The organism is Pseudomonas sp. LSJ-87 (assembly GCF_032971465.1).
GTDB lineage: Bacteria > Pseudomonadota > Gammaproteobacteria > Pseudomonadales > Pseudomonadaceae > Aquipseudomonas > Aquipseudomonas putida_Z.
In genome coordinates, this window is sequence record NZ_JAWJYQ010000029.1 from 16,331 (window position 1) to 33,326 (window position 16,996).

At 65.2% G+C, this 16,996-nt stretch carries 12 protein-coding genes; 8 read left to right on the top strand and 4 right to left on the bottom strand.

Annotation, left to right across the window (positions count from 1 at the left end):
- Positions 1-139 precede the first annotated feature (139 nt).
- The 8 genes from glnE to RYH74_RS17860 all read left to right on the top strand — a co-directional run bounded on the left by glnE (position 140) and on the right by RYH74_RS17860 (position 10,257).
- Positions 140-3,073, top strand: coding sequence for a bifunctional [glutamate--ammonia ligase]-adenylyl-L-tyrosine phosphorylase/[glutamate--ammonia-ligase] adenylyltransferase (gene glnE / locus RYH74_RS17825; protein WP_317409841.1), 2,934 nt, complete (start codon positions 140-142; stop codon positions 3,071-3,073).
- A gap of 223 nt (positions 3,074-3,296) precedes the next feature.
- A complete protein-coding gene (gene waaF / locus RYH74_RS17830) occupies positions 3,297-4,346 on the top strand; it encodes a lipopolysaccharide heptosyltransferase II (protein WP_013970536.1) in 1,050 nt (349 codons plus the stop codon).
- A complete protein-coding gene (waaC, locus tag RYH74_RS17835; RefSeq protein ID WP_317409842.1) occupies positions 4,347-5,405 on the top strand; it encodes a lipopolysaccharide heptosyltransferase I in 1,059 nt (352 codons plus the stop codon).
- On the top strand, positions 5,405-6,529 hold the full coding sequence (locus RYH74_RS17840) for a glycosyltransferase family 4 protein (protein WP_317409843.1): 1,125 nt from the start codon (positions 5,405-5,407) through the stop codon (positions 6,527-6,529). The genes waaC and RYH74_RS17840 overlap by 1 nt, the downstream gene beginning before the upstream one ends.
- Positions 6,526-7,332 carry a lipopolysaccharide core heptose(I) kinase RfaP gene (gene rfaP, locus RYH74_RS17845; protein WP_025337411.1) on the top strand — a complete coding sequence of 269 codons (807 nt, stop codon included), beginning with the start codon at positions 6,526-6,528 and terminating at the stop codon, positions 7,330-7,332. The genes RYH74_RS17840 and rfaP overlap by 4 nt, the downstream gene beginning before the upstream one ends.
- Positions 7,332-8,066 carry a lipopolysaccharide kinase InaA family protein gene (locus RYH74_RS17850; protein ID WP_025337412.1) on the top strand — a complete coding sequence of 245 codons (735 nt, stop codon included), beginning with the start codon at positions 7,332-7,334 and terminating at the stop codon, positions 8,064-8,066. Before rfaP ends, RYH74_RS17850 begins: the two co-directional genes overlap by 1 nt.
- Positions 8,063-8,815: a lipopolysaccharide kinase InaA family protein gene (locus tag RYH74_RS17855; RefSeq protein WP_085600038.1), complete on the top strand. Its 753-nt coding sequence runs from the start codon at positions 8,063-8,065 to the stop codon at positions 8,813-8,815. The genes RYH74_RS17850 and RYH74_RS17855 overlap by 4 nt, the downstream gene beginning before the upstream one ends.
- A complete protein-coding gene (locus RYH74_RS17860) occupies positions 8,815-10,257 on the top strand; it encodes a lipopolysaccharide kinase InaA family protein (RefSeq protein WP_013970541.1) in 1,443 nt (480 codons plus the stop codon). Before RYH74_RS17855 ends, RYH74_RS17860 begins: the two co-directional genes overlap by 1 nt.
- On the opposite strand, the gene RYH74_RS17865 is transcribed toward RYH74_RS17860, so the two are convergent.
- The 4 genes from RYH74_RS17865 to RYH74_RS17880 form a co-directional block, all read right to left on the bottom strand.
- Positions 10,218-13,037 carry a dermonecrotic toxin domain-containing protein gene (locus RYH74_RS17865; protein ID WP_317409844.1) on the bottom strand — a complete coding sequence of 940 codons (2,820 nt, stop codon included), beginning with the start codon at positions 13,035-13,037 and terminating at the stop codon, positions 10,218-10,220. The two genes, RYH74_RS17860 and RYH74_RS17865, sit on opposite strands and share 40 nt — an antisense overlap.
- Positions 13,038-13,103: 66 nt before the next feature.
- Positions 13,104-13,289 carry a hypothetical protein gene (locus RYH74_RS17870; protein ID WP_274078775.1) on the bottom strand — a complete coding sequence of 62 codons (186 nt, stop codon included), beginning with the start codon at positions 13,287-13,289 and terminating at the stop codon, positions 13,104-13,106.
- Entirely contained in the window at positions 13,286-14,398 is a 1,113-nt protein-coding gene (locus RYH74_RS17875) for a PepSY-associated TM helix domain-containing protein (protein ID WP_085618454.1), read from the bottom strand. The genes RYH74_RS17870 and RYH74_RS17875 overlap by 4 nt, the downstream gene beginning before the upstream one ends.
- Positions 14,399-14,539: 141 nt before the next feature.
- Positions 14,540-16,975, bottom strand: a complete 2,436-nt coding sequence (locus RYH74_RS17880) for a TonB-dependent siderophore receptor (RefSeq protein WP_317409845.1) — start codon at positions 16,973-16,975, stop codon at positions 14,540-14,542.
- Positions 16,976-16,996 lie beyond the last annotated feature (21 nt).

Below are 16,996 nucleotides of genomic sequence, written 5' to 3' on the forward strand. Positions count from 1 at the left end.
GAACGGGTAACTCTTGATGTTTGTTGCCAATTTTTCGTTTCTTTCAGCTATTTCCAACTTTTGTACGACAGTCCAACCGTGGTCCGGCTTCCCCTTGGCCGCTTCTTCCCCTCTATTTCACGCCGATCAAGGATAGACCATGCGCCTACCTTTGCCGTCCGATCTGCCCGCTACCCTGCAGCCGCTGGTCGCGCGCAACCAGCAATTCATCAGCGATGCGGTGGCTGCCCACCCGGAACTCGACCTCCAGGCCTGGAGCCCGCTGCACCGGCAACAGTTCGACCAGGTAGCCGCCGCCAGCGACTTCGTGCTCGGCCTGGTCCGGCGCGAGCCGGCCATGCTGTTCGGCCTGCTGGCCAGTGGCGAGCTGGATCGGCGTTACGCCGCGGGTGAACTGCGCGGGCACATCGCTGCAGCCGCCCAGGCGGCGCAGAGCGAGGACGAGCTGGCGCGCAACCTGCGCCGCGAGCGCAACCGCCAACAGCTGCGTATCATCTGGCGCGACATCACCCGCCAGGCCGCGCTGGGCGAAACCTGCCGCGACCTGTCCGACCTGGCCGACGCCGCCATCGATGAAGCCTACCAATGGCTGTACCCGCGCCACTGCCAGCAGTTCGGCACGCCTGTCGGCAACCGCAGCGGCCAGCCGCAGCACATGGTGGTGCTGGGCATGGGCAAGCTGGGCGCGGTGGAGCTGAACCTGTCGTCGGACATAGACCTGATCTTCGCCTTCCCCGAAGGCGGCGAAACCGAAGGGGTGAAGCGCTCGCTGGACAACCAGGAGTTCTTCACCCGCCTGGGCCAGCGCCTGATCAAGGCGCTGGACCCGGTCACCGTCGACGGTTTCGTGTTCCGCGTCGACATGCGCCTGCGCCCGTATGGCTCGGCCGGCGCGCTGGTGCTCAGCTTCAATGCCCTTGAACAGTACTACCAGGACCAGGGCCGTGACTGGGAACGCTACGCGATGATCAAGGCGCGGGTGGTGGCCGGCGACCAGGCGGCCGGCGCGCAGCTGCAGGAGATGCTGCGGCCGTTCGTGTACCGCCGCTACCTGGACTTTTCCGCGATCGAAGCGCTGCGCACCATGAAGCAGCTGATCCAGCAGGAAGTGCGGCGCAAGGGCATGGCCGACAACATCAAGCTGGGTGCCGGTGGCATTCGCGAGGTGGAATTCATCGCCCAGGCCTTCCAGCTGATCCACGGCGGGCGCGACCTCAGCCTGCAACAGCGGCCGCTGCTGAAAGTGCTGGCCACCCTCGAGGGGCAGGGCTACCTGCCGCCAGCCGTGGTCGCCGAGTTGCGCGAGGGTTATGAGTTCCTGCGCTATACCGAACACGCCATCCAGGCCATCGCCGACCGCCAGACGCAGATGCTGCCGGACAGCGAGACCGATAAGGCGCGGGTGGCCTACATGCTCGGTTATGCCGACTGGCAAAGCTTCCATGACCAGCTGACGCACTGGCGTGGCCGCATTGACTGGCACTTCCGCCAGGTGATCGCCGACCCGGATGATGAAGACGGCGAGGGCGAGCTGGTGGTGGGTGGCGAATGGTCGCCGCTGTGGGAGCAGGCGCAGGATGAAGATGCCGCTGGCCGTCAGCTGCAGGAGGCCGGTTTCCAGCAGCCCGCCGAAGCCCTGCGGCGCCTGGCCGCGCTGCGCTCCAGCCCGCAGCTGCGTTCGATGCAGCGGATTGGCCGTGAGCGCCTGGACGCCTTTATTCCGCGGTTGCTGGCTCAGGCTGTGGAACATGACAACCCCGACCTGGTGCTCGAGCGCGTGCTGCCGCTGGTCGAGGCCGTGGCACGCCGTTCCGCCTACCTGGTGCTGCTCACCGAAAACCCCGGCGCCTTGCGCCGCCTGCTGACCCTGTGCGCCGCCAGCCCGTGGATTGCCGAGCAGATTGCCCGCTACCCGCTGCTGCTCGACGAGCTGCTCAATGAAGGCCGCCTGTTCAGCCCGCCACTGGCGCCGGAGCTGGCCAGCGAACTGCGCGAGCGCCTGACGCGCATCCCCGAGGACGACCTGGAACAGCAAATGGAGGCGCTGCGCCACTTCAAGCTGGCCCATAGCCTGCGCGTGGCCGCCTCGGAAATCAGCGGCAACCTGCCGCTGATGAAAGTCAGCGACTACCTGACCTGGCTGGCCGAGGCCATCCTCGACCAGGTGCTGGCCCTGGCCTGGCGCCAGACCGTGGCCCGCCACGGCCAGCCCAAGCGCAGCGACGGCAGCCTGTGCGACCCGGGCTTCATCATCATCGGCTACGGCAAGGTAGGTGGCCTGGAACTGGGCCACGGTTCGGACCTGGACCTGGTATTCATCCATGACGGCGACCCGCAGGCGGAAACCGACGGCGCCAAGCCGATCGACAGTGCGCAGTTCTTCACCCGCCTGGGCCAGCGCATCATTCACCTGCTGACCACCCAGACCAACTCGGGCCAGCTGTATGACGTGGACATGCGCCTGCGCCCGTCGGGGGCCTCGGGCCTGCTGGTGAGTTCGCTGAGAGCGTTCGAGCGCTACCAGCAGAACGAGGCCTGGACCTGGGAGCATCAGGCCCTGGTGCGGGCCCGGGTGCTGGTGGGCTGCAAGCAGGTGGGCACGGCGTTCGAAGGCGTGCGCGCCAAGGTGCTGGGCCAGGCCCGCGACCTCGAAAAACTGCGCAGCGAAGTGAGCGAAATGCGCGCCAAGATGCGCGACAACCTCGGCACCAAGGCCACCGCAGCCGGTACCGCGGCAAACGCCTTCGAGGCCGGTGTGCCGTTCGATATCAAGCAGGATGCCGGCGGTATCGTCGATATCGAATTTATGGTGCAATACGCCGCTTTGGCCTGGTCCCACGACCACCCGGCCATACTCCGATGGACCGATAACATCCGCATTCTGGAAGAGCTGGAGCAGGCGGGTTTGATGCCGGCCAGTGACGCGGTGCTGTTGCGTGAAGTGTACAAGGCGTTCCGCTCGGCCTCGCACCGCCAGGCCCTGCAGAAGCAGGCCGGGGTTATCGATGCGGCGCAGTTTGCCGATGAACGCCGTGAGGTGCGGCGGATCTGGGGTGAATTGGGCCTTACCTGAAGGCCCCGCCAACCCTGTGGGAGCGGGTTCACCCGCGAAGAAGGCCACGCGATGCTTGGCACCGGCTTCGCCGGTGTTCGCGGGTAAACCCGCTCCCACAGGGTCTGCAATCAGCGACGGATATGCCTGAGTGGTACACTGTCCGCCACATAGCCTGAATATAAAGAGGGGAGGCCAGGCTGTACCGCAGCCTGTAGCCTCCCCGAGCGTTTCTGGACTAAGCATGAGAATACTGATCATTGGCCCCAGCTGGGTCGGCGACATGGTGATGGCGCAGACCCTGTTCCAGTGCCTGAAACAGCAGCACCCCGACTGCGTGATCGATGTGCTGGCCCCCGAGTGGAGCCGGCCGATCCTCGAACGCATGCCCGAGGTCCGTCAGGCCCTGAGCTTCCCGCTCGGCCACGGCGCACTGGAACTGGCCACGCGGCGACGCATCGGCAAGTCCCTGGCCGGCCAGTACGACCAGGCCATCCTGCTGCCCAACTCGCTCAAGTCGGCGCTGGTGCCGTTCTTTGCCGGTATCCCCAAGCGCACTGGCTGGCGCGGCGAAATGCGCTTCGGCCTGCTCAACGACGTGCGCAAGCTGGACAAGGCCCGCTACCCGCTGATGATCGAGCGCTTCATGGCCCTGGCCTACGCGCCCGGCGCCGAGCTGCCGCAGCCGTACCCGCGCCCCAGCCTGCAGATTGAAGCGCAAAGCCGCGACGCCGCCCTGGCCAAGTTCGGCCTGGAGCTGGACCGCCCGGTGCTGGCGCTGTGCCCTGGTGCCGAGTTCGGCGAGGCCAAGCGCTGGCCGGCCGAGCACTACGCCACCGTGGCCGATGCGATGATCCGCCAGGGCTGGCAGGTGTGGCTGTTCGGCTCGAAGAACGATCACCCGGTTGGTGAGCAGATCCGCGACCGGCTGATCCCGGGCTTGCGTGAAGAATCGTCCAACCTGGCCGGCGAAACCTCGCTGGCCGAGGCCATCGACCTGATGTCCTGCGCCCATGCCGTGGTGTCCAACGACTCGGGCCTGATGCACGTGGCCGCCGCGCTGAACCGCCCGCTGGTGGCGGTGTACGGCTCGACCTCGCCAGGCTTCACCCCGCCGCTGGCCGAGCACGTGGAAGTGGTGCGCACCGGCATCGAGTGCAGCCCGTGCTTCGACCGCACCTGCCGCTTCGGCCACTACAACTGCCTGCGCTTGCTGGAACCGGGCAAGGTCATCGCTGCCCTGCACAGCCTGACCGGGCCGGACCTGATCGATACCGTGGCCGAGGTCGACTAAGTGCGGGTACTGATCATCAAGACTTCGTCGCTGGGTGATGTGATCCACACCTTGCCGGCGCTTACCGATGCCGCCCACGCCATCCCGGGCATCCGCTTCGACTGGGTGGTGGAAGAAGGCTTCGCCGAAATCCCCAGCTGGCACCCGGCGGTCGATCAGGTGATCCCGGTGGCCATTCGCCGCTGGCGCAAGAACCTCTGGCAAACCATCAAGAGCGGCGAGTGGAAGGCGTTCAAGCAACGTGTACGCGAGCGCAAGTACGACCTGGTGATCGACGCCCAGGGCCTGGTCAAGTCTGCCTGGCTGACCCGCTACGTGAAGGCGCCGGTGGCTGGCCTGGACCGCTACTCGGCCCGCGAAGGCTGGGCCAGCCGCTTCTATGACCGGCGCCTGTCGGTTGCCACCGGCCAGCACGCGGTGGAGCGGGTGCGCCAGCTGTTCGCCATGGCCCTGGCCTACGACCTGCCGGAAGGCCTCGGCAACTACGGCCTCGACCTCGAGCGCCTGCAACTGCCGCCGGCCGCCCCCTATGTGGTGTTCCTGCATGGCACCACCTGGGCGACCAAGCACTGGCCCGAAGCCTACTGGCGCGAACTGGCCGAGCGCATGGGCCGGCGCAAGCTGGAAGTGCGCCTGCCGTGGGGCAACCCGGCCGAGAAGGCGCGGGCCGAGCGCATCGCCCAGGGCTTGAACAACTGCCAGGTGCTCCCCAAATTGAACCTTGCCGGCGTCGCACGCGTGCTGGCGGCGGCAAAAGCCTGCGTGGCGGTCGATACCGGCCTCGGCCACCTGGCGGCGGCACTCGATGTGCCCACCATTTCGCTGTTCGGCCCGACCAACCCGGGCCTGACCGGCGCCTACGGACGGACCCAGATTCACCAGGCCAGTGACTGGCCCTGCGCGCCCTGCCTGCAGAAGAAGTGCACCTACAAACCGAGCGCCGACGACCTGCGCCGGTTCGATCTGAAACGCGAGTGGCCATTGTGCTTCACTCGCCTGAATCCCGAGCATGTGGCGAGCCGCTTGAGCGCGTTGCTGCTGGCTGAGGATGTCCGTTGATGCAACTGGCTTTCGTGCTTTACAAATATTTCCCCTTCGGCGGGCTGCAGCGCGACTTCATGCGCATTGCCCTGGAATGCCAGAAGCGGGGCCACCAGATCCGTGTGTACACGTTGATCTGGGAGGGTGACATTCCGCCGGGCTTCGAAGTGCTGGTGGCGCCGGTGAAGGCGATTTTCAACCACCGCCGCAACGAGAAGCTCAGCGCCTGGATGGCCGCCGACCTGGCCAAGCGCCCGGTCGACCGCCTGATCGGCTTCAACAAGATGCCAGGGCTGGACGTGTACTACGCCGCCGACGGCTGCTTCGAGGACAAGGCGCAGACCCTGCGTGGCGGCCTGTACCGCCGCTGGGGCCGCTACCGGCACTTTGCCGAGTACGAACGTGCGGTGTTCGCCAAGGACGCCCATACCGAAGTGCTGATGATTTCCGAAGTGCAGCAGCCGCTGTTCATCAAGCACTACGGCACCCCGGTGGAGCGTTTCCACCTGCTGCCGCCGGGCATTTCCCAGGACCGCCGCGCGCCGGCCAATGCCGGCGAAATCCGCGCCGAGTTCCGCAAGGAATTCAACCTGGGCGATGAAGACCTGCTGCTGGTGCAGATTGGCTCGGGCTTCAAGACCAAGGGCGTTGACCGCAGCCTCAAGGCCCTGGCCGCACTGCCGTCGGCCCTGCGCAAGCGCACCAGGCTGATGGTGATCGGCCAGGATGACCCCAAGGTGTTCCAGCTGCAAAGCGCTACCTTGGGCCTGGGCGAGCAGGTGCAGTTCCTCAAGGGCCGCAGCGACATCCCGCGTTTCCTGCTGGGCGCCGACCTGCTGATCCACCCGGCGTACAACGAAAACACCGGCACGGTGCTGCTCGAGGCGCTGGTGGCCGGCCTGCCGGTGCTGGTCTCCAAGGTGTGCGGCTACGCCCACTACATTGCCGAGGCCGACAGCGGCCTGGTGCTGGACGAGCCATTCGAGCAGGAACAGCTCAATGGCTACCTGCAGCGCATGCTCGAAGACCAACAGGCCCGCGCCAGCTGGTCGCGCAACGGCCTGGCGTTTGCTGAAACCGCCGATCTGTACAGCATGCCGCAGCATGCCGCCGACGTGATCCTGGGGCAGGAGTCCGCATGAAGCTGATACTGGCCGAACCGTTCAAGCGCCTGTGGGCCGGGCGTGATGCCTTCGATGCCGTGGAGGCGCTGCAAGGCGAGGTCTATCGCGAACTGGAAGGGCGCCGCACGCTGCGCACCGAGGTCGCTGGCGAGGGCTTCTTCGTCAAGATCCACCGCGGCATTGGCTGGGGCGAGATCTTCAAGAACCTGCTTACCGCCAAGCTGCCGGTGCTTGGCGCCGGCCAGGAATGGCAGGCCATCCAGCGCCTGCACCAGGTTGGCGTGCCGACCATGACTGCCGTCGCCTATGGCGAGCGTGGCAGCAACCCGGCCGCGCAGCATTCGTTCATCATCACCGAAGAACTGGCGCCGACCATCAGCCTGGAAGACTTCAGCATCGACTGGGTCAGGCAGCCGCCCGAGCCGCGCCTGAAGCGCGCGCTGATCGCCGAAGTGGCGAAGATGACCGGCGGCATGCACCGCGCCGGGGTCAACCACCGCGACTGCTACATCTGCCACTTCCTGCTGCATACCGACCGCCCGGTGACGGCGGACGACTTCAAACTGTCGGTGATCGACCTGCACCGCGCGCAGACCCGGGCGAAAATCAGCCGCCGCTGGCGCGACAAGGACCTGGCCGCGCTGTACTTCTCGGCGCTGGACATCGGCCTGACCCAGCGCGACAAGCTGCGCTTCCTGCGCGGTTACTTCCAGCGCCCGCTGCGGCAGGTCCTGAAGGATGAAGCCGCGCTGCTCGCCTGGCTGGAGCGCAAGGCGCAGAAACTCTACGACCGCAAGCAACGTTATGGGGATGCACTCTGATGGCGGGGTGGACACTGGCGCCGGGCTACGAACACCTGGCGGCGGACTTCGGCAGCCTGGAAGCGGTATTTGCCCTGCAAGGCGAGCGCCTGACCCGCGACCCGATCAGCGAGGTGGTGCGTATCGAGCGTGACGGGGTCAATTACTACGTCAAGCGCTACACCGGGGCCGGCAAGCACATGCGCCGTTACCTGGGCCGGCCGCGGATCAAGGCCGAATGGCAGAACCTCAAGCAGTTCGACAAGTGGGGCATCCCCACTGCCGAAGTGGTGGCCTGGGGCCTGGAGCGCAATGGCCTGGCCTTTGGCCGGGGGGCCATGATCACCCGCGAACTGCCGCGCACCGAAGACCTGTCGGCGCTGGCCGAGCGCAACGATGCACGCCTGGCCGATCGCGCCTGGGTCGGGCATGTCAGCAGCCAGCTGGCGCGCCACACCCGGGTCATGCACCAGCACCACTTCGCCCACAACGACCTGAAATGGCGCAACCTGCTGGTCGACGACCAGGGCACGCTATTCTTCATCGACTGCCCCACCGGCGATTTCTGGCGCGGCTTCATGTGGCGGCACCGGATGATCAAGGACCTGGCGTGCCTGGACAAAGTGGCCAAATACCACCTGTCGGCAACCCAGCGCCTGCGTTTCTACCTGCAATACCGTGGCCGCGACCGGCTGAATGTGCGTGACAAGAAGCGCATTCGCCAGGTGGTGAGCTTTTTCGAGGGAAGGGAATGACCGATTACCTGGCCAGCGCGGACCTCGCGCTGCTCAAACGCCATGGCCTGGACGACTTCGAGGCGCTGTGGGCGCTGCAACTGGATGCCGTGGACGAACCGAACACCGGCCGCGGTGGCTGGAGCAGCGTGTTCCGCCTGGAGCTCGAAGGCAAGGGCTACTACCTCAAGCGCCAGAGCGACTACCTGACCCGTACCCTGCACCGGCCATTCGGCGAGCCGACCTTCGCCCGCGAATTCCGCAACATCAGCCGTTACCAGAAGCTGCAGATTCCGGCCTTGCAGGCGGTGTTCTATGGCGAGCGCAAGAAAGGTGGCACGCACCGGGCGATCCTGATGACTCGCGCCCTGGACGAATGGGCCGACCTCGACAGCCTGCTGGCCCGGTGGCCACAACTGAGCGATGCTGAACGCAATGGCGTCCTGCAGGCCTGCGGCCAGCTGGCGCGCACCCTGCACAGCGCCGGCCAGGTGCATGGCTGCTTCTACCCCAAGCACATCTTCCTGCGCCAGCGCCGCGAAGGCTGGGACGCGCAACTGATCGACCTGGAGAAGACCCGCCCCCTGCTGTTCGGCATGCGTGACCGTCTCAAGGACCTGGAGCCGCTGCTGCGTCGCGCCCCGGTCTGGAGCGAGCGTGATGTACGTACCTTGCTGGCCAGCTACCTGGCGCAGCCTGCCGATGGCACGCTGGTCGATACCTGGCTGCAACGCCTGACGCAACGCCGTCGTGAAAAAGAGGCCCGCTGATGCGTTTGTCTGAATTGAAAGAGGCCGGGCGCAGCCCCTCGTTGCCCCTGAGCATCACCCTGGCCGATGCCGCCGGCACGGCCGACCTGCAATTGCTCAGCCTGCTGCGCGTGCTGCCGGGCCAGCGCTATGTGGGCGCCGGTGTGTGGCGCGGTACCCCGGTGCTGGCCAAGCTGCTGGTCGGTGGTAACGCTGCACGGCATTTCCAGCGCGAACTGCAAGGCGTGAAGCTGCTGGCCGAGCAGGGCCTGACCACGCCCAAGCTGCTGGCCGACGGCCTCAAGGAAGGCGAGGGCGGCTGGCTGCTGTTCGAATTCCTCGACGGCGCCGAAAGCCTGGCCGATGCCTGGGCGGCAGTGGAGAGCTTGCCGGTACTGGCCGACGAGCAGCACCTGGTGCTGGGCGAGGCGCTCACCGCAGTGGCGCACATGCACGCCCGGGGCCTGTGGCAGGAAGACCTGCACCTGGACAACCTGCTGCGCCACGGCGGCAAGCTGTACCTGATCGACGGCGCCGGCATCAAGGCCGAAACGCCTGGCCAGCAGCTGTCGCGCCCACGTGTGCTGGAAAACCTGGGGGTGTTCTTCGCCCAGCTACCCAAGCGCCTGGAGCCGTTCATCGAAGAACTGCTGGTGCACTACCTGCTGGCCAACGCCGAGCATGCGCTGCCGCTGGAAGCCTTGCAGAAGCAGGTGGACAAGGTGCGCAGCTGGCGCCAGAAGGATTACCTGGAAAAGGCTGGTCGTGAATGCAGCCTGTTCAGTGTCGAGCGCAGCCTTTCGGGCTTGCGGGCAATCCGCCGCGACGAGGTCGAAGCCATGCTGCCGGTGCTGGAGCAGGCCGACGCGTTGATCGACCAGGGCCACCTGTACAAGACCGGTGGTGCGGCCAGTGTGGCGCGCATCGAGGTTGGCGGCCGCACGCTGGTGCTCAAACGGTACAACATCAAGAACACCGCGCACTGGTTCAAGCGCTTCTGGCGCCCGAGCCGGGCCTGGCATTCCTGGATCGAAGGCCACCGCCTGGAATTCCTCGACATTGCCACGCCGCGTCCACTCGCGGTGCTGGAGCAGCGGGTGATGGGGTTGCGAAGCCGTGCCTACCTGGTCACCGAGTATATCGATGGCCCGGACCTGGCCGAATGCTTCGCGCCCTATGTGGATAACGGCGATGCGCCCGAGGAGCAGGTGGATGCCCTGGTGCACGTGATGCAGCAACTGATTCGCGAGCGTATCAGCCACGGCGACTTCAAGGGCCACAACCTGTTCTGGCACAACGGCCAGTGGTCGCTGATCGACCTCGACGCCATGTGCCAGCACGCCACCCAGCTCAGCTTTGCCCCGGCCTACGCCCGTGATCGGGCGCGGCTGCTGCGCAACTGGCCGAGTGGCAGTGCCTTGCATCAGCGGCTGGACCGGCTGCTGCCCAAGCTGGCCGAGTAATCCGCCGGCAGTGCCAGCCAGTCGCTGCTGCGGCCTGGCTGGCGCACGCGAATGCGCCATTGGCCGCCCTGTTGGCGCAGTACTGCCCAGGCGTGGACTGCGCCCAGTGCCTTCTCGGGCAGCAGCAGATGGTAATGCCCGGCGAGCAGGTGCCGACGAACCGGCAACTGCTGGTCACCCAGCTGCAGATAGAGTTGCCCCCCGGCGTCGTGCAGGTCGGCTTCCCCTGCCACCGGTTCGCCCTCGAGCGGCGGTTGCAGGCGTACCTCTTCCAACAGCTGGGCTATGTCAGGTAGCCCGTCATGCCATAGCACGATGGAATCGACCACCCAATTGCCATTGCGCAGCCGTTTGATCGGCAGCTGCGCGTAGGCATCCGGCTGCCTGGGGTCGAGCACCCTCCAGCGATAGCCGTCGAAGTGGACGTTGTACAACCGCCCCTGGCTGTCCTTGACGAAGTACCGGTCCGGACCTGGCACGCTGTTGATCTGTTCGTACACTTCCTCGCCATGGACCCCGTCGATCCGGTAGCGCAGCTTGCTCACGTCCACGGCCGCTTCGTGGGTTTTCGGCAGTGGGCGCGGGGGTTGCGGTGGCAGGCCGCGCATGGCCCTGCGCATGAGGGGCGAGCCAGCGAAACTGGACAACCCGTCGGCGCTGTGGCTCAAAGCGGCCATGGCGTGGTGGAAGGTTGCTGCATAATCCTCTTTTTCCAGGGCTTCGAAGCCGTCCCACAGCGAAATCGACATACGGCCGAAGGCCAGGGCTGACATTGTCGGGGCCGGTAGCACGAGGCTGATCATGTCGAGAACCAGGCGCAGCGTCGACAGCCCGTACTCGCCGAGCAGCTCGCGGTTGCTGCGGCTGTTGGTATCGGCCTCGGCGATCATGGCGTGGACCTGGGCCTTGTAAAGGGCATCGAAGAGGTTGCCGTTGATCATTGGCCTTTGCACATATGGCCCGAGGCGGCCCTTGCGCACCAACTTGTCGAGCCGCTTGCCATCAGCCAGAGGCGCGCGCTGGATCAGGTACTTTCGCAAGGACGGCGTGCTGCGAAGGGTTCTGAGCAGCGCCCGGGTATCGGGGTATTCACGCCATGCGCGCCGGTCGGGTGCGTCCGGTGTATACAGCACCAGCGACGGGTGGTTGTCGCTCTCGGCATTGAGCAGCAGCACCCCTTGCAGCGTGTGCCCGTCGATGATCAGCTGGCGCACCGCGATACGATGCTCGTCGATGGTAGGGCGCCAATTGTTGTCGGGGTGGTCGGTGACGGCTTTGACCCAGCGATAGCCTCGCTCGTGGGTATCGTTCAGAAAGTGCCTGGCATAGCGGGCCTTGGCCGCCTCGGCGCGCATGCGGGCGCGGTTCATGTTGCCGTGGCATTGCATGCGCCAGCGTGCACCGGGAGACTCCAGCAGGTGGGTTCGCAGGTAGCGGATGTAGCCACTGCCGGCGTCAAGCTCGCGCACCAGGCGCTTTACCCCTTCTGCGGATATCGATTCCAGCGTGGAACCGTCTTCGTTGTGTATCCGGGCAGTCAGCCAGTAATCGACGTCGAACCAGCCGATGTTCAGCAGGGCCAGCTCGTCCAGGCGGTAGGTGGTGGTTACCAGTTCGATGGTGCCACCGACATGGCGACGGTTGGCAACAGCCACGTAACCTGAAGGTGCCAGCGGGTTGATCAGCGGGCCGGTGCGGTGTGCAAGCGTGACGGTTATGCAGACTTTTTCGGCAGGCAAGTCGATGGAAAATTCGCGCCGTAGCGCCTTGCCAAGGTGTTCGCGCACCCATGCCAGCAGGTGGTGGCGATTGCCGAACGCCTCCAGGGTCAAAAGGCCGGGTGCAGCAGCCTGGGTGATGGCCCCGGCGAGCTCCTGGATCGTTTGCATGATGTGCGTCAGGCTTTGCGTGGAGCTCTGGCGCAGCCAGGCGGGAAGGTGTTTTTCCAGCAGCAGCGCATAACGGGTGGACAACGCATATTGGCTGCCCATGAGATCGGTCAGTGACTGCTGTTTGGCAAGGGCGGTTTTCAGCGCCGGCAGATCCGGGTTCTGGTCAAGCGTCCAGGCGGCGTGCCAGGCGATGGTGAGCCGTTGATGCTGCGCGTCGATCACGTCAGTGGCCTGTTGTTCGACCAGGTCGCCGGTAAACCACTCGTAGCGCAGCCGGTCGGCACATCGGACCAGTTGCTGGTCCTGCAGGCGGGGTAGCAGTTGCAGCATTGGCCGGCTTTGCATGGGGTCGTCCAGGCGCTCGCACAGCTCTCTATGCAGTTCGGCCAGGTTGGCGAAGCCTTCAACGCCATGAGAAACGCTGCACAGCAGTGCCTGGCCTGTGGCTGTTGCAGGCTCGGCAACGGCCCCTTCCGGTGCGTCTGCCACCAATACCAGCACGCCGGGTAACGGCAACCGGCCATGGGGGCTTGAACGGTTGAATACCGGCCGATAAACCTGGGCCCGGTGGGCGTCTGGCAGGTGGTTGCGCTGCCAGGGTAGCGGCAGCTCCAGGGAGGTGCGCAGCAGGCTGATGTGGCTGTAGTCCAGGGTCTGGTCGGCGAGGCGCAGTTCCAGTTCGGCCAGAAGTTGCTCATGACGCAGTTCGCGCAGTTGCCGGACGCGGCTGCGGCCTGCTTCGACAGGGTCGTTCCAGAACGCTGCCAGGTCACCAAAAAAACGCTGACGCATGGCGGTCGGTTCCGTTTCGCCCGCCAGTTCGGGTTTGCCTTGCTCAAGGGCGATGAGTTGTTGATCGAGCGCTTCGAGGCGCTGCAAAGGTGTCATGGTATGGCTCCTTGGAAAATGGGAGCCAACCATGTCGTGGCAAAAGAGGGTGCGGGTATTACCCGGTTACTGCCGTGGACGAGGGTAGAAACCTTGCATGCCGAGAGCCGCCGACACCCCCAGGCCGAGCCAGGCCAGGCTGTCCCAGACCCCGTCCCCCAGCAAGGCGGCAAACAGCCCCACGGCAGTGAGCAGGGCCACGACCATCGGCCAGATGAAGATGCGCCAGGTCGGCTGTGACTTGTGGCTCATGCCCGCGCCTCCCGCTTCGTGCGTTGTTTGCCCCACCACAGGTACAAGCCGCTGCCGAGGACGATGATGGTCAGCACATCGAGTAGCGCCCACAGGATTTGCATTGGCCGGCCGCCGTAGTCGCCGAAGTGCAGTGGTTGCGACAGGCCCATGGCATCCATGTACCAGGGGCGTTCGCCGACGGCGGTCACCGCCAGTGTTCGCGCATCGATCAGCACGGGCGTGAGCAGGTGCGAGGTCAGGTGCGTGGCGCCCTTCATGAACACCGCATAGTGGTGCTCACTGGAAAAGCGTGTGCCGGGGAAGGCGATGAAGTCCGGGCGCATGCCGGGGGCGGCCTGTTCGGCGATGGTCAGCAGGTGGGTGGCCGGGGCGCGTTCGGTGAGCGGTGGGGCATCACGGTACGGGGCAACCATGGCGGCCAGGCTGTCGTTGCGCCAGGCGGCGATGACCAGGTCCGACAGCGCGCTGATGACGCCGGTCACGCCTACCGTCAGTGCCCAGGCCAAGGTGACCACGCCGATCAGGTTGTGCAGGTCGAGCCAGCGCAGGCGACGGGATTTGCCGTGGCGCACCGTGCCGAAGTCCAGGCGGCGCATGAACGGTGCATAGAGTACGGTGCCGGAGATGATCGCCACGACGAACAGCACGCCCATGAAGGCCAGCAGCAGCTTGCCGGGCAGGCCGGCGAACATGTCCACGTGCAGGCGCAGCATGGTCATCATGAAGCCGCCGTTGGCGGCGGGCATGGCCACGGCTTCACCGGTGCGGGCGTCGAGCATGAAGGTGTGCGACGAATTGGGTTCGGTGCCGGCGGTGGCGGCGGTTATGGCCACTACGCCGTTGGCTTCGTCCTCGTCGTAGCCGAAGTACTGCATGACCTCGCCGGGGCGGTGCTGCTCGGCCTTGATCACCAACTGCTGCAGGTCGAGGTGTGGCGTATCGGCCGGCATTTCCCGCAGTTCGGGGGCGTCGCCGAGCAGGTGTTCGAGTTCGTGGTGGAAGATCAGCGGCAGGCCGGTGACTGCCAGCAACAGCAGGAACAGGGTGCAGACCAGGCTGCTCCAGGTGTGGATCACCGACCAGCGGCGGATGGTTGGGCTTTTCATCACGGTACCGATTTTTGCCTGTTGGAAGCTGGGGCTGCTGCGCAGCCCTTTCGCGACACAAGGCCGCTCCTACAGGGGAGCACGTTTTCCTGTAGGAGCGGCCTTGTGTCGCGAAAGGGCCGCAAAGCGGCCCCCGTTCACTCAGAACTTGTAATTGACACTGGCCACCACGTTGCGCTCGTCGCCGTAGTAGCAGTAGTACCCGTCACAGGTAGACAAGTAGTCCTTGTTGAACAGGTTCTTCGCATCCACGGCCACGGTCACTCCCTTGAGAGTGCTGTTCAGGCGGCCCAGGTCGTAGTGCACCGATGCGTCGTAGACGGTGTAGGACCCCACATGGCCCCAATCGGTGTTAGTGGTATTACCGTAGGTGTCGCCCACGTAGCGCACGCCAACACCGACCCCAAACCCATCCAGTGGTCCGCTGTGCCAGGTGTAGTCAGCCCAGGCAGTGGCCTGGTTGCGCGGCACCTGCGCCATGCGCTTGCCTTTCTCGTCACTGGTGCCTTTGATGATTTCGCTGTCGTTGTAGGTGTACGAGCCCACCAGTTTGAGGTTCTCGGTCACATCCGAGGTAGCCTCCAGCTCCAGGCCTTTGACACGCACTTCGCCAACCTGGCGGGTTACACCACCCTCGGTCACCGACATGTTCTCCTGCGTCAGGTCGAACACAGCAGCGGTGAACAGGCTATTGCTGCCTGGAGGCTGGTACTTGATGCCCAGTTCGTATTGCTTGCCTTCGGTCGGTTTGAAGGCATCGGTGCTGTTGACGGTGGAGCCGGTGGCGGCCTGGAACGACTCGGCATAGGAGATGTAAGGCGTCAGGCCGTTATCGAATACATAGCTGAGTGCTGCGTTACCACTGAATTTCTTGTCGCGTTGGGTGTTGGTGGCGTCGCCTTTGTTGTGGAAGGTGGTGCCGGTGTGCACCCAGTCCTCACGGCCACCAAGGGTCAGGCGCCAGTTGTCCAGAGCCATCTGATCCTGGATATACAGGCCGGTCTGCTGGGTTTTCTGGTCGTAGTCGTACATGTCGAAGTACTGAACGTTCGAGAAATCCTGACCGTAGATTGGGTTGTGGATATTGCTCGGTGGCACACCAGCCGAGCCCCAGCGCCAGCGGGCATTGCTGTCCGAGCGCTGGTGGTCGAGACCCAGCAGCAGGGTATGGGCAACCTGGCCGGTCTGGAAGTCGGCCTGGAAGTTGTTGTCCAGGGCGAACTGGGAGATGTCCTCCTCGACGATACCGGCGGTGCGTTGCACGGTGCCATCGGCGCTGACAGCTTCGTCCGGGCCGGCTGGCCAGATCGAACCACCGGCGGTAATGCCCTTGAAGTCCAGTTCGTTACGCGCGTAGCGCAGGTTCTGACGGAACTGCCAGGTATCGTTCAGGCGGGTCTCGAACGCATAGCCCAGGTGGTAGTAGGTGCGGTCGTAGGACTCCCAATCCGGGTCGCCCAGGTTCTTGTGGTGCGAAATCTTGCCTGCGGGGCTATCCAGCTTGGTGCCTTGCAGTGGCAGGAACTGGCCGGTGATGCCGGTGTCATCGCGGGTGTACTGGCTGATGAAAGTCAGCTTGGTATCGTCGTTGATGTTCCAGGTCAGGCTGGGCGCGATGTTGTAGCGCTTGTCCGGGATGTGGTCTACCGGCGCACCGCTGTCACGTACGGTGCCGCTCACTCGGTACAGGAACTGGCCTGCATCGTCGAGCTTGCCGGTGCTGTCGAAGTTGATCTGCTTGTGGTTGTTGCTGCCAACCTGGGCTTCGACTTCGTGGCTGCTTTCCAATTGCGGCCGACGGCTGGTCATGTCCAGCAGGCCGCCTGGTGGAGTCTGGCCGTAGACCGAAGAAGCCGGGCCGCGCAGCACGGCGATGCGCTCCAGGTTCCAGGGTTCGATCTTTGGGGTGGCGTAGTTGCCCTTGGGCAATGGCAGGCCATCGAGGAACTGGGTAGGCTCAAAACCACGTACCAGCAACCAGTCGCTGCGCGAGTCGGAGCCATAGCCGCTGCTTTGCACGCCAGCGGTGTAGCGAAGGGCATCGTTCAGGCTGAGCACCGGCCGGTCTTCCATCTGCTGGCGGGTGATCACGCTTACCGAGCGGGGGAGTTCGGCGATGGCGGTGTCGGTCTTGGTGCCAGCTGCTGTCCGGGTCGCGGTGTAACCTTCTACCGGCCCCCAGGCGCTTTCATAGTTGGAAGTCGCATTGATCGCAGTCTCCGGCAACGCCAGTGTCCCTTCCGGCGTAGCCACCAGGCTGTAGCTGCCCACGCTGCTTTGCTGCAGCTGCAGGCCGGTGCCGCGCAGGGCGGCCTGCAGGGCACCAAGGCCATCGTACTGCCCGCTCACCGGGGCGGAGGTGCGGCCGCTGACCAGTGCCGGGTCGATGGCCAGGGCGATGCCGGCCTGGCTGGCGATCTGGTTGAGAGTGGTGGCCAGCGGGGCGCTGGGCAGGTCGTAGGCGCGCTGAGCGGATTGCTCGGCGGCGAACAGGGCAGGGCTGGCCAATGGCGCGGCCACGGCGATGGCCAAGGCCATCAGACTGGGGCGCAGGATACGATCAACAGCACGGGACATGCAGCGGCTCCTCGACGGATA

Coding starts and splice junctions, on each gene's coding strand:
- RYH74_RS17870 (WP_274078775.1), bottom strand. CDS start 13,289: ATGAGCCACAAGTCACAGCCGACCTGGCGCATCTTCATCTGGCCGATG.
- RYH74_RS17860 (WP_013970541.1), top strand. CDS start 8,815: ATGCGTTTGTCTGAATTGAAAGAGGCCGGGCGCAGCCCCTCGTTGCCC.
- RYH74_RS17865 (WP_317409844.1), bottom strand. CDS start 13,037: ATGACACCTTTGCAGCGCCTCGAAGCGCTCGATCAACAACTCATCGCC.
- rfaP (WP_025337411.1), top strand. CDS start 6,526: ATGAAGCTGATACTGGCCGAACCGTTCAAGCGCCTGTGGGCCGGGCGT.
- RYH74_RS17850 (WP_025337412.1), top strand. CDS start 7,332: ATGGCGGGGTGGACACTGGCGCCGGGCTACGAACACCTGGCGGCGGAC.
- waaF (WP_013970536.1), top strand. CDS start 3,297: ATGAGAATACTGATCATTGGCCCCAGCTGGGTCGGCGACATGGTGATG.
- RYH74_RS17840 (WP_317409843.1), top strand. CDS start 5,405: ATGCAACTGGCTTTCGTGCTTTACAAATATTTCCCCTTCGGCGGGCTG.
- glnE (WP_317409841.1), top strand. CDS start 140: ATGCGCCTACCTTTGCCGTCCGATCTGCCCGCTACCCTGCAGCCGCTG.
- RYH74_RS17875 (WP_085618454.1), bottom strand. CDS start 14,398: ATGAAAAGCCCAACCATCCGCCGCTGGTCGGTGATCCACACCTGGAGC.
- RYH74_RS17855 (WP_085600038.1), top strand. CDS start 8,063: ATGACCGATTACCTGGCCAGCGCGGACCTCGCGCTGCTCAAACGCCAT.
- RYH74_RS17880 (WP_317409845.1), bottom strand. CDS start 16,975: ATGTCCCGTGCTGTTGATCGTATCCTGCGCCCCAGTCTGATGGCCTTG.